Below are 11,580 nucleotides of genomic sequence, written 5' to 3' on the forward strand. Positions count from 1 at the left end.
ACAGCTGTGGCCGCCGATGCGTGTTCCCGTCACATGTCGCCTTCCGGGCGACCCCCCTACGGTTCCGGCATCCCACCAGCACAGGCACGTCAGGAGCTCCCCACCATGTCAGTCACGGACGCCACCCCCAGACGACCCGTCCGCAAGCTCGCCGCGCTGGCCGCCTGCGTGCTGCTCGCGTCCGCCTGCGCCAAGGCCGGTACGGCGGGCACCTCGGGCGAGGGGGGCGGGGGCGACAAGAGCCCGGTCAAGGTCGGCCTGCTCTACTCGAAGACCGGCCCGCTGGCGGCCTACGGCAAGCAGTACCTGGAGGGCTTCAAGGCGGGCCTGTCGTACGCCACCAAGGGCACCAACGCGGTGAACGGCCGCCCGGTGGAGATCGCCGAGCAGGACGACGCGGGCGACCCGGCGAAGGCGGTCTCCGCGGCCAAGGACCTGATCGGCAAGAACTACAAGATCCTGGCGGGCTCGACCGCGTCCGGCGTGGCGCTGCAGGTCGGCCCGATCGCGGCGCAGAACAAGGTGCTGTTCATCTCCGGGCCGGCCGCCGCCGACAAGGTCACCGGCCTGAACAAGTACACCTTCCGCTCCGGCCGGCAGTCCTACCAGGACACCAGGGCCGCCGCGTCCTTCATCGGCGACGCCAAGGGCAAGAAGGTCACCGTCCTCGCCCAGGACAACGCCTTCGGCCAGGCCAACGTGGCCGCCGTCAAGGACGTCCTCGGCGGCGAGGGCGCCACCGTCGACGCGGTGCTCGCCCCGCCGTCCGCGACCGACCTGACGCCGTTCGCCACCCAGGCCAAGGCCGCCAAGCCCGACCTGCTGTTCGTCGCCTGGGCCGGTGACACCGCCTCCGCGCTGTGGACCTCGCTGAACCAGCAGGACGTGTTCTCCGCGACCAAGGTCGTCACCGGCCTCGACGTGGCCGCGTCCTACCCGCTGTTCGGCCCCGCCGCCGAGAAGATCGACTTCCTGAACCACTACTTCTCGGGCGCGGCCGGCGGCACCGAGGCCGAGCTGGCGATGAACGACTTCGTCACCAAGAACGGCTCCAAGTCCGACCTGTTCACCCCGGACGGCTTCACCGCCGCCCAGATGGTGGTGCACGCGCTGGACGCCAACAAGGGCTCCGACGCGGACACCGACGCCCTGGTGAAGTCCCTGGAGGGCTGGAGCTTCGACGGCGTCAAGGGCAAGCTCACCGTCCGCGCCGAGGACCACGCGCTGCTCCAGCCGATGTTCCAGGTCAAGCTGACCGGCACCGGCGCCGCCGCCAAGCCCACCGCGGAGAAGGTGCTGTCCGCCGAGCAGGTCGCCCCGCCGGTCGCCAAGATGGCGGGCTGAACGCCATGAGCACCACCGCCCCGGTCCTGCGGCTGAACGGCCTCGGCTGGTCCGTCCGCGGCGTCCCGATCGTCCAGGACGTCACCCTCGACGTCGCCGAGGGCGAGTTCGTCGCCTTCATCGGCCCGAACGGGGCGGGCAAGACCTCCCTGTTCAACCTGGTCTCCGGGATCTACCCGGCCAGTCACGGCACCCTCCACCTGGACGGCGCCGACATCACCGCCCTGCCGGTGCCCGCCCGGGCCCGGCGGGGCCTCGGCCGGACCTTCCAGACCTCCTCGCTGTGGCCCGGCCTGACCGTCGCCGAGCACGTCCGCCTCGCCGCCCAGGCCGCCGCCGGGCCCGCCGCGTCCTACCGGATCTGGCGGCGCGCCGACCGCTACCGGCAGCAGGTCGAGGAGGTCCTGGAGCGCACCGGCCTCGCCGACCGGGCCGACGACCCGGCCGGCTCCCTGTCGCACGGTGGCAAGCGGAAGCTGGAACTCGCCGTCCTGCTGGTCGGCGACCCCCGGCTGATCCTGCTCGACGAGCCGATGGCCGGGGTGAGCGCCGAGGAGGTGCCCGCCCTGGTCGAGCTGATCCGCTCCGTCCACCAGGAGCAGGGCTGCACCGTGCTGATGGTCGAGCACCACATGGACGTGCTGCTCGGCCTCGCCGACCGGCTCGCCGTGATGCACCACGGCACCCTGCTCGCACTCGACACCCCCGAGGCCGTGATGGCCGACGAAACCGTCCAGGGGGCCTACCTGGGGGAGGCGCTGTGACGACGCTGCTCGCCGTCCGCGACCTCAGGGTGGTGATCGACGGACTGCACATCCTGCACGGGGTGGACCTGGACGTCGCCGCCACCGGGGTCACCGCGCTGCTCGGCCGCAACGGCGCCGGCAAGACCACCACCGTCAAGGCCGTCATGGGGCTCGTCCCGCGCACCGGCTCGCTGGTGTTCGACGGCGCCGACATCGGCCGGCTGCCCACCCACCTGGTGGTCCGCCGCGGCATCGGCTACGCCCCCGAGGACCGCGGCATCTTCGCCGGCCTCAGCGTCGCCGAGAACCTGCGCCTCGCGGAGCGGGACTCCACCCCGGCCTACGACCTGGTGTTCGAGCTGTTCCCGGAGCTGAAGCAGCGTCACCGGCAGGCCGCCGGAACGCTGTCGGGCGGCCAGCAGCAGATGGTCGCGATCGCCCGCACCCTGCTCAACGGCAACCGGCTGATCATCGCCGACGAGCCCACCAAGGGCCTCGCCCCGAAGATCGTCACCGAGGTCGCCGACGTGCTCGCCCGGGCCGCCGAGACCGTGCCCGTGCTGCTGGTCGAACAGAACCTGGCGCTGGTGCGCCGGGTCGCCGGCCAGTGCGCCGTCCTCGCCGACGGCCGCACCGCCCACCAGGGCGACGCCCGCGACCTGCTCGCCGACGAGGACGCCGCCCGCCGCCTGCTCGGCGTCGGCAGCCACCGCCCCGCACCCGAGGTGACCCCCTGATGAACACCGTCGTCCTGCTCGCCTGCACCGGACTGGGGCTCGGCGCGCTGTACTTCCTGGTCGCCTCCGGCCTGTCGCTGATCTTCGGCCTGATGGACGTCCTCAACTTCGCGCACGGCGCGCTGCTGTCCGTCGGCGCGTACGCCGCCTGGTGGGCCGCCACCGACGGCGGGCTCGGCTTCTGGCTGGCCGTCCCGTTCGGCACCGCGGTCGGCACCGCCGCCTCGGTGCTGCTCGAACTCGCCCTGATCCGGCCGCTGTACGCCCGGCCGCGCGACCAGATCCTCGCCACCGTCGGCGTCGGGCTCGCGCTGCCCGCCCTGATCATGGGCGTCTGGGGCGCCGACGCCCGGCCGTTCCCGCAGCCCGAGTCGCTGTCCGGCACGGTGCGGCTGCTCGGCGCGACCGTGCCGGTCAACCGCTTCGTGCTGATGGCCGCCGCGCTCGTCGTGCTGGTGCTGCTGCGGCTGTTCCTGGCGAAGACCCGGTACGGGCTGATCGTCCGGGCCGGCGTCGAGGACCGGGCCATGGTGACCGCCCTCGGCATCGACGTCCGCAAGGCGTTCACGCTGGTCTTCGCGATCGGCGGCGCCGCCGCCTCGCTCGGCGGGGCGCTGGCGGGCCTGTACTTCGGCTCGCTCAACCCCGGCCAGGGCACCGGACTGCTGATCTTCGCGTTCGTCGTCGTCGTGATGGGCGGCATGGGCTCGGTCACCGGTGCGGCCGTCGCCTCGGTCGGCGTCGGGCTCGTCCAGCAGTTCGCCAACTACTACACCGCAGCCGGCCTGGGAGACCTGTCCGTGGTCGTCCTGCTGGCCGTGCTGCTGCTCGTCAAGCCGCGCGGACTCACCGGGAGACTCGCATGACCGCCCACCTCAAGCGCTGGTGGCCGCTGGCCCTGCTGCTCGTCCTGCTGATCGCGCCGTACAGCACCCTCCCGCTGCCCGGCCTGCTCGACGGGCCGCTCGGCAGCCCCGGCAGCCTCCAGCTGATCGCCCTGTGCCTGGTCTACGGCGGCCTCGCCACCGGCTACGACCTGCTGCTCGGCCGCACCGGCCTGCTGTCCTTCGGCCACGCCCTGTACTTCGCCACCGGCCTGTACGCCACCGACCTGGCGATGCTGGAGCTCGGCCTCGGCTTCGTCCCGGCCGCGGTGTTCGGCATCGCCTGCTCGATCGCGCTGGCGCTGCTGCTCGGCTCGGTGTCGCTGCGGGTCACCGGCATCGGCTTCTCCATGGTGACCCTGGCCTTCGCCCAGGCCGGCGCGATCCTGGTGCAGCGCAACCCCGGCGGCCTGACCGGCGGCGAGGAGGGCCGCTCCGCGCCCGCCGAGCACCTGCCGGACGCGCTGATCGGCATCCAGAACACCGCCAACCTGTACTGGATCGCGGTGCTGTACCTGGTCGTCACGCTCGCCGTGGTGCACTGGACGGTCTCCTCGCCGACCGGCCGGGTCTGGGCCGGCATCCGGGAGAACGAGCGCCGCGTCGAGGTGCTGGGCCTGCGGCCCTACGGCTTCAAGCTGGTCGCGTTCACCGTGGCCGGCGGCCTGGCCGGCGCCGGCGGCGTGGTCTACCTGCTGCTGACCGGCGGCGCCACCCCGCAGGCGGCGAGCTCGGACGCGACGCTGGCGCTGCTGGTGATGGTGGTGCTCGGCGGCTCCGGCACCCGGTGGGGGCCGCTGCTCGGCGGCGTGCTGTACACCTGGGCCGCGCACCGGCTGGGCGACCTCGCCAACTCGCAGTCGATCGCCGAACTCCCGTCCGTGCTGCGGGTTCCGCTCTCCCAGCCGCTGTTCCTGCTCGGTACCCTCTTCGTCGCCGTGGTCTACCTGCTGCCCGGCGGCCTGGCCCGGCTCCCCGCCCGGCTGCGGGCGGGCCGCGCCGCCAGGGCCGCCGAGGTGTCCGTCACCGCCGTCCCGGAAGGCGCCGCATGATCCTCCCCCAGCACCTCACCGTCCCCGTCGACGGCGGCGAGCTCGCCGTCCTGCACTGGCCGGCCGCCGTGCCGGACGCGCCCGTGGTGGTCGCCGTGCACGGCATCACCGCCAACGCGCTGGCCTGGGCGGGCCTGGCCCGCCTGCTGGACGGCCGGGTCTCGCTGTACGCCCCGGACCTGCGCGGCCGGGCCGCCAGCCGCGACCTGCCCGGCCCGTGGGGCCTCGGCCGGCACGCGGACGACGTCGCCGCGCTGATCCGGCACCTGGACGCCGGCCCGGTCCGCCTGGTCGGCCACTCGATGGGCGCCTGGGTCTCCGCCGTCACCGCCACCCGGTATCCGGAGCTGCTCGCCGACCTGGTCCTGGTCGACGGCGCGGTGACCTTCCCGCTTCCGGACGGCGTCCGCGAGGAGGACGCGCTGGCCGCCGTCCTCGGCCCGGCGCTGGCCCGGCTGTCGATGACCTTCGAGAGCCGCGAGGCGTACCGCGCGTTCTGGCGGGCGCACCCCGCGTTCGCCGACTGGAACGAGGAGTTGGACGCCTACACCCAGCGCGACCTGGTCGGCGAGGCCCCCGAGCTGGTCTCCTCCTGCGTCCACGAGGCGATCACCACGGACGGCACCCAGGTGCTGCTCGACCCGGAGGCGGCCGGCGCGATCCACCGCCTGACCGTGCCGGTCCGGTTCCTGTACGCCGAGCGCGGCCTGCTGAACGAGCCCCAGGCGCTGTACGACGAGGACCGGTTGACGGCGGCGAAGGTGACCGTCCCGACCGAGCTGCTGCCCGGCACCAGCCACTACTCGATCATCTGGGCCGACCGGCTGGCCGCCCTGGTCGGCTGAGCGCCCCGGGCCCGGACGGCCGGGCGCCCTCCCGCCTTCGCGTCGAAGGGGGAGGGCACCCGGCTGTCCGCACCCGGCGGGTCAGGCGCGGCGGCGCCGCAGGTACGCGGTGCCGAGGACGGTCGCGGCGGCCAGCGAGCCGCCGATCACGCCGACCTTGGTGTTGATCATCGGGACGGTTCCGGCCGGCGGGGCGCCGCCGCACTCGACGTGGCCGACGATCACGTTGGCGCCGCCGAGGGCGGGCAGCAGGGTGAAGTGGACGGCGTTGACGGTGAGGACCCCGTTGGCGTCGGTGGACTGCTCGTTGAGGACCAGCTGTCCCAGGCCGGCCACGGTGACGCCGGTGTTGACCGGCGCGTTCGCCTGCAGGGTGGTCGGGACGCCCAGGACGGTGACGGTGCCGCTCGCGATGACGCCGTTGCCGGTGGCGCCGCTCGGGGTGGCCTCGCAGGTGGCGCTGACGCCGGTCAGCGCCGCGGTGAGGGTCGGGCCGAAGGTGATGCCCAACTGGTCGACGGTGGCGGAGGCGGAGGAGGTGCCGGCCGCCGGGTCGCCCGCCGTGGTCGCGGTGAGCGTGGAGTTGGTGGCGAACGGGCCGACGGTCAGGCCGATCTCGGTGACGGTGCCGCCCGGCGGGTAGGTGGACAGCGGCTGCGGGGGCACCGCGGCGGCGCCGTTCAGAGCGTCGGCCGAGACCACGTAGGCCGTTGCCTCCGGGGAGGTGAGGGCGGCGAACGCGGGGGCGGTGCTGCAGAACAGGCCGGCGGCGAGGGCCGCGCCGGCCAGGACGCGGCGGCGGGTGGAGACGGTGGTCACGGAGGGACCGCCTTTCTGGGGGAGGGAGCCGGGTTCCGGTGGTCGATGACCAATTCCCTGATCCGGTAAGGGGTTTATGTGAAAGTCGGGAAATCCGGTCGAATGGAGTACTTGGCGGATATGGCCTGACGGGCCGTCAATTCAGTGCCGCGGAAGCCGTCCGGGCGGTCTTGTGCCAGCCGCGGTTCCCGCGCAGCAGCCGCCAGAACGCGCGCACCGCCACCAGGTAGGTGCCGGCCGCGTACACCGCCAGCGCCAGCCCGTAGCCGAGCGCGGAGCCCCGGCCGATGTCCCGCTCGCAGCGACGCCGGTACAGCGGCCCCCAGATCGCGAACTCGGCCACCCCGAGCAGCAGGTACAGGGACAGCAGCAGCGCGCCGCCGTGGCCGAGGAAGTCGGCGGTGAACTCCGGGTAGGCCCAGGCGTGGTAGCCGAACACCCCGATCGGGATCAGGTACGCGAACAGCCCGACCACCTGGAGCCAGGGCTGCGCCATGAAGTAGCCCACCTCCAGGAAGCCGAGGGCGGTGAACTCCCGGGATCTCCAGATCCGCGGCAGGTAGCGGGCGCACTGCATCGAGCCCTGCGCCCAGCGCACCCGCTGGGTGAGCAGCTGCCGGACGCTCCACAGCGCCTCCTGCTCGACCCAGGCGGTGGTGGTGTAGCCGTTGCGCCGGCCCGCCAGCATCATCCGCAGGCCGAGCTCGAAGTCCTCCAGCAGGGCGCGGCCCCACGGGTCCCCGGTCTCCGCGGCGACCCGGCGCAGCGCGCTGAGCCGGTTGGCCTGCCCGTTGCCGCCGACGTTGACCGTGCCGGTGCGGCGGCGGGTGATCTGCATCGCGGAGATCGGCCCGCGGAACTCCAGGTCCTGCAGCCGGGCGAGCAGCCGGGCGCGGGCGTTGGCGGCCCGGCCGCGGCCGGGCAGCGGCGCGGCCACCGCCCGGTTCGACATCCGGACCTCGACCTGGACGGCGCCGACCGCCGGATCGCCGAACGAGGCCGGCCCGGACAGCACCTGGAGCAGGTTCGGCGACGGCCGGCCGTCCGCGTCCACCACCGTGAGCACCACCCGGTCCGGATCGGCGCCGGGCGGCAGCCAGGCCTCCAGCGCGTGGTAGGCGGCGTTCAGCGCGTCGCCCTTGCCGGTGCGCGCGTCCGGCAGCCGGCGCTGCACCAGGTGGACGGGGAGCCCGGCGTCGCCGAGCGCGCGCACCACCTCGGCGGTGCGGTCCACCGAGGCGTCGTCCACCACCCACAACTCGGCGGTGGGGAAGCGGCGGTGCAGGTGGTCGAGGGTGGTGCCGATCACCGACTCCTCGTCGCGGCACGGGACGACGAAGTGCCACTGGTAGCCGGACGGGTCGCCGGGGGCGTCGGGCCGGGCCCGCAGGAAGCCGGTCACGATCACGCCGACGTAGCCGAGGAAGCCGACGCCGAGCACGAAGGACAGGCAGACGGAGAGATCGAGCAGGCTCACGGGGCGACGTCCTCGGCTGGGGCGGAGCCGCGGGCGACCACGGCGAGGCAGAGCAGCAGCGCCACCAGCGCGGCGGCCATCATCAGCACCGAGCCGAACAGGACGTGCGTCCACTCGAACCCGGCGCTGCCGTAGCGGTGCTGCATGGCGACGATCAGGGTGAGCCGGCCCAGGTTGGTGCCGGCGATCAGCGCGACCGCCAGGCCGAGGGCCAGCAGCAGCCGGCCGGGGCGGCGGTGGCCGAACAGCAGCAGCAGTCCGAGGACCAGCGCGAACGGCGCGATCAGCAGGGCGCTGCTGCACCCGGTGGTCAGCGCGATGCCGCGCTCCATGCCCTCCGGCCCGCCGGCGTACAGCACCGGCGCGTGCGGGCTGGGCAGCAGCAGGGTGCGCAGCCCCAGCAGGTGCGTCGCCAGCTGGGCGACGGCGGTCAACTCCAAGTTGCGGTACAGGTGTTCGCCGCCGACCAGCAGGCCGGCCAGGGCGAGGGAGAGCGGGCCGCACACCATGCCGAGGCGGCCGGGGCGGGAACGGGTGGCCGGCCGGGCCGACAGCCCGGAGAGCGCAGTGGCAGGCATGGGCGGCTCCACGCGGAAGGGCCGGACCCGGTGGTCGCCCCACCCGGGTCCGGGGGCGGTCAGGGGCGGCGGTCCGGACCGGGGCGCTCGGGCGGCTGCTCGGAGGCCGCGGCCGGGGTGCCCAGCCGGCCGCGCCGCACCAGCAGTACGCCCAGCAGCAGCATCCCGGTGGCCGCGGCGGCGGCCAGGCCGAGCCCGGGCGAGCCGGTGGAGGCCAGCACTCCGCCGCCGGCCGCGGCGGGCGGCATGCCGCCCGTGATGTGTCCGTACACGGTCGTCTCCTCTCGTCTCGGCCCGGTGGCTTCCAGGCCGAGCCAAAGGTGACTTCCAGGCCGATCATCAGACCGCATCGACGCGCGGTTCGGGCGGAAGTCCACTCGGACGTCGGACGCCCGGCCACAGCGCGATCGGCCGTCGGTGGCGGCGGGGACGAGGGAGCGTCAGGACGGGAGGCGGCGGCGCCGGACGGGTGGAGTCGCCGTGCGGCGGCCGGGAGGGGGCGCCGTACGCAGAACGGCCGGGGCGCGCCCTCGCAGGGCGCGCCCCGGCCGGTGCGGCCGAATCCGACGGGCCGTCAGGCGGTGCCCAGGAAGGCCTGCCAGCCGCCCGCCGGGGCCTGGCCGACGTTCAGGGTGCGGAGCTTGCGCAGGGTCGACTGGTCCTGCACCTCCAGCCACTCGACCAGCTGCTTGAATGAGACCAGGCGCACGTCCGGCTTGCCGGCGATCTGCTTCAGGGTCTCCTCGACGGCGTCCATGTAGATGCCGCCGTTCCACTGCTCGAAGTGGTTGCCGACGAAGAACGGCGCCCGGTTGGTGGTGTAGGCGCGGTTGAAGCCCGCCAGGTAGGCGTCGCGGGCCTGGTCGCGCCACTGGCCGTACTTGGCCGGGTCGCCCTTGGTGGAGCCGGCGGACTGGTTGGCGAGGATGTTGTAGTCCATCGACAGCACCTGGAAGCCGTGCCCCGGGAACGGGATGCCCTGCAGCGGGAAGTCCCAGATCTTGCCGTCCTGGACCTTCTGCGGCCAGATCTGCTGCCCGCCGGGCGAGCTGGCGTCGTACTTCCAGCCGAGCTTGGCGGCCGTCGGCAGCAGCGCCTTCTGGCCCTCCAGGCACGGGGTGCGGCCGCCGATCAGCTCCTTCTTGTAGTCGAAGGGCAGCGGGTCGACGTCGGTGATGCCGGTGTGGGTCTTCCACTGGGTGACGAAGGAGACCGCCTGTTCGATCTCGCTCTCCCAGTCCTCCGGCGTCCACTTGTTGACGCCGTTCCCGTCCGAACGGGTCGAGCAGAAGTGCCCGTTGAAGTGGGTGCCGATCTCGTGGCCCGCCAGCCACGCCTGGCTGATCAGCTTCAGCGTGTTGCGGACGGCGCCCTCGGACAGGAACGGGATGTCGGACGCGCCCTGCGAGTGCTTCGGCGGGTGGTACAGCGACGCCTTCTCCTTCGGCAGCGTGTAGATGCCGGACAGGAAGAACGTCATCGCCGCCTTGTGCTCCTCGGCGAGCTTCAGGAAACGGGCGAACTGGCCGTCGTCGGTGGCGCCCGCGCCGTCCCAGGAGAACACCACGAACTGCGGCGGGGCCTCGCCCGGCTTGAGCTTCTCCGGCTTCGGCTGGTTGGGCTGCGGACCGGTGTCGGCGTTCGAACCGTCGCCCAGCGGCGTGCCCTTGGTCGCGGACTGGCCCGGCGCGGGCTTGCCTCCGCCGCTGCCCGCACCCGCGTCCGACCCCGGGCGGCCGCTCGCACCGCCCCCGCCGGAGCAGGCGGCGACGGCCCCCAGGGCCGCGGTGGCCGCCGTGGCGGACAGCACTGTCCTGCGCGAGATGGTGCTCATGGTCTCCCCTGCCGCAGTGGGCCCGGCCGGCCGAAGGTCCGGAGCCGGCCTGCGGATCCGAAAGTCAACTTCTGGCAAACTCGGACAATTTGACGGTTTAGCCACCCAAGGATGGCATGTCCCGGGTGGCCGGTCCAACGCCGCCCACCCGTCAACCGGTCATCACGCGGAACGAGTTCGCCCGGCTCCCGCCCGGGCCGCCCTGTTGCAGTCCTGAGACACGAAACCCGAGGCCGCAGCCCTGCCGGGCCTACTCGCCCTCGACCAGCACGGCCAGCCGACGGCGCCGGCGCACCAGTTGGACCACCGCGCTGCTGATCACCGTCGCGGCCAGGCAGGAGATCACCAGGCTCAGCCACTCGGTGTCGAACCAGTGCAGGTTCAGCCAGCCCAGACTGACGATGTACGCCGCCCACACCACCGCGGCCACCGCCGACCAGCGCAGGAACGTCCAGGGCCGGTTCGGGGAGTGACCCACCGCCAGGTCCAGCACCGTCCGCCCCGCCGGGACGAACCGCGCCACGATCACGATCGCCGCCGCCGTCCGGCTGGTGGTGCGGCCGGTCAGCGCCCGCTGCACCCGGGCCACGCTCGCCGCCAGCCGCGGCCGGCGCTCCAGCCGCCGGTTGACCGCGGGCGCGCCGCGCCGGGCCAGGTGGAGCAGCAGCAGATCGCCGAGGAAGGACGCCAGCGCCACGCCGGCGCCCAGCAGCAGCGGCGAGCCGCCGACCTGGCCGGTCTTCAGCACGGCCAGGATCACCAGCGTCCCGCTGGGCAGGAACGGCAGGAAGGCGTCGCCGAGCACCGCCACCAGCGCGAGCGCGCAGTACCACGCCGGTGCGACGACCGCGTTGGCGTCCATGGTTCTCTCCCTCCAGCCCGCCCGGGGGAGAGGCAGCTGCAACGAGGGTCAACGCTAGCGCGAACACGTTTCATCACCTGAAGCACCCCCGTGTGGCATACCGCACACGCCCCCGGACATGCTGAGAGCCCCCGGCGGGGTGCCGCTGCGGGGGCTCGGGGAAGACCGTCGGCGCTGGTCGAGCCCGCCGGTCCGTCGGCGCGCGGAGCCGGTACGGCGTCCGCGACGACCACCAGCCTGCCGCATCCGCGGACCCGGTTCGACCACTGCGCGTGGCGACTTCTCACGCTGGCGTGAAGTCGCCACCCGACACGCGCGGACCGACCCGGGCCGGGAACAGCCCGGCCGGCCGGCGGGTTGTGCTCCGACGAACGCCCGGGCACCCGGCCGGGGCACCCAGGA

At 73.7% G+C, this 11,580-nt stretch carries 12 protein-coding genes; 6 read left to right on the forward strand and 6 right to left on the reverse strand.

The annotated features are described in order from the left end of the window. The first annotated feature begins 105 nt into the window (after window positions 1-105). Genes ACFV1L_RS03200 through ACFV1L_RS03225 form a run of 6 tightly spaced genes read left to right on the forward strand, consistent with a single transcriptional unit; the run spans window position 106 to window position 5,608 of the window. Entirely contained in the window at window positions 106-1,344 is a 1,239-nt protein-coding gene (locus tag ACFV1L_RS03200; protein WP_380362373.1) for a substrate-binding domain-containing protein, read from the forward strand. A 5-nt stretch (window positions 1,345-1,349) separates the two neighbouring features. Then, a complete protein-coding gene (locus ACFV1L_RS03205; RefSeq protein ID WP_380362375.1) occupies window positions 1,350-2,108 on the forward strand; it encodes an ABC transporter ATP-binding protein in 759 nt (252 codons plus the stop codon). Next, window positions 2,105-2,827, forward strand: coding sequence for an ABC transporter ATP-binding protein (locus ACFV1L_RS03210; protein WP_380362377.1), 723 nt, complete (start codon window positions 2,105-2,107; stop codon window positions 2,825-2,827). Before ACFV1L_RS03205 ends, ACFV1L_RS03210 begins: the two co-directional genes overlap by 4 nt. Further along, window positions 2,827-3,693: a branched-chain amino acid ABC transporter permease gene (locus ACFV1L_RS03215; RefSeq protein ID WP_380362379.1), complete on the forward strand. Its 867-nt coding sequence runs from the start codon at window positions 2,827-2,829 to the stop codon at window positions 3,691-3,693. Before ACFV1L_RS03210 ends, ACFV1L_RS03215 begins: the two co-directional genes overlap by 1 nt. Continuing rightward, complete coding sequence (locus ACFV1L_RS03220) at window positions 3,690-4,763, forward strand: branched-chain amino acid ABC transporter permease (RefSeq protein WP_380362381.1); 1,074 nt, start codon at window positions 3,690-3,692, stop codon at window positions 4,761-4,763. Before ACFV1L_RS03215 ends, ACFV1L_RS03220 begins: the two co-directional genes overlap by 4 nt. Then, window positions 4,760-5,608, forward strand: coding sequence for an alpha/beta hydrolase (locus ACFV1L_RS03225; RefSeq protein WP_380362382.1), 849 nt, complete (start codon window positions 4,760-4,762; stop codon window positions 5,606-5,608). The genes ACFV1L_RS03220 and ACFV1L_RS03225 overlap by 4 nt, the downstream gene beginning before the upstream one ends. Before the next feature lie 81 nt (window positions 5,609-5,689). Here the strand turns inward: ACFV1L_RS03225 and ACFV1L_RS03230 are convergent, their stop codons facing one another. The 6 genes from ACFV1L_RS03230 to ACFV1L_RS03255 form a co-directional block, all read right to left on the reverse strand. Beyond that, entirely contained in the window at window positions 5,690-6,427 is a 738-nt protein-coding gene (locus tag ACFV1L_RS03230) for a choice-of-anchor P family protein (RefSeq protein WP_380362384.1), read from the reverse strand. A 136-nt stretch (window positions 6,428-6,563) separates the two neighbouring features. Further along, a complete protein-coding gene (locus ACFV1L_RS03235; protein ID WP_380362386.1) occupies window positions 6,564-7,904 on the reverse strand; it encodes a glycosyltransferase in 1,341 nt (446 codons plus the stop codon). After that, window positions 7,901-8,482, reverse strand: a complete 582-nt coding sequence (locus ACFV1L_RS03240; RefSeq protein ID WP_380362387.1) for an archaeosortase/exosortase family protein — start codon at window positions 8,480-8,482, stop codon at window positions 7,901-7,903. Before ACFV1L_RS03240 ends, ACFV1L_RS03235 begins: the two co-directional genes overlap by 4 nt. Before the next feature lie 59 nt (window positions 8,483-8,541). Next, the gene (locus ACFV1L_RS03245) at window positions 8,542-8,754 is read right to left on the reverse strand and encodes a hypothetical protein (RefSeq protein ID WP_380362388.1); all 213 of its coding nucleotides are present in this window, start codon (window positions 8,752-8,754) and stop codon (window positions 8,542-8,544) included. A gap of 302 nt (window positions 8,755-9,056) precedes the next feature. Next, window positions 9,057-10,316: a hypothetical protein gene (locus ACFV1L_RS03250; RefSeq protein WP_380362389.1), complete on the reverse strand. Its 1,260-nt coding sequence runs from the start codon at window positions 10,314-10,316 to the stop codon at window positions 9,057-9,059. Between the two features lie 250 nt (window positions 10,317-10,566). After that, window positions 10,567-11,178, reverse strand: a complete 612-nt coding sequence (locus tag ACFV1L_RS03255; RefSeq protein ID WP_380362390.1) for a DedA family protein — start codon at window positions 11,176-11,178, stop codon at window positions 10,567-10,569. Window positions 11,179-11,580: the final 402 nt, after the last annotated feature.

The organism is Kitasatospora sp. NPDC059646 (genome assembly GCF_042734615.1).
In the GTDB taxonomy this organism is placed as follows: Bacteria; Actinomycetota; Actinomycetes; order Streptomycetales; family Streptomycetaceae; genus Kitasatospora.

Coding starts and splice junctions, on each gene's coding strand:
- ACFV1L_RS03200 (WP_380362373.1), top strand. CDS start 106: ATGTCAGTCACGGACGCCACCCCCAGACGACCCGTCCGCAAGCTCGCC.
- ACFV1L_RS03205 (WP_380362375.1), top strand. CDS start 1,350: ATGAGCACCACCGCCCCGGTCCTGCGGCTGAACGGCCTCGGCTGGTCC.
- ACFV1L_RS03215 (WP_380362379.1), top strand. CDS start 2,827: ATGAACACCGTCGTCCTGCTCGCCTGCACCGGACTGGGGCTCGGCGCG.
- ACFV1L_RS03220 (WP_380362381.1), top strand. CDS start 3,690: ATGACCGCCCACCTCAAGCGCTGGTGGCCGCTGGCCCTGCTGCTCGTC.
- ACFV1L_RS03225 (WP_380362382.1), top strand. CDS start 4,760: ATGATCCTCCCCCAGCACCTCACCGTCCCCGTCGACGGCGGCGAGCTC.
- ACFV1L_RS03240 (WP_380362387.1), bottom strand. CDS start 8,482: ATGCCTGCCACTGCGCTCTCCGGGCTGTCGGCCCGGCCGGCCACCCGT.
- ACFV1L_RS03250 (WP_380362389.1), bottom strand. CDS start 10,316: ATGAGCACCATCTCGCGCAGGACAGTGCTGTCCGCCACGGCGGCCACC.
- ACFV1L_RS03255 (WP_380362390.1), bottom strand. CDS start 11,178: ATGGACGCCAACGCGGTCGTCGCACCGGCGTGGTACTGCGCGCTCGCG.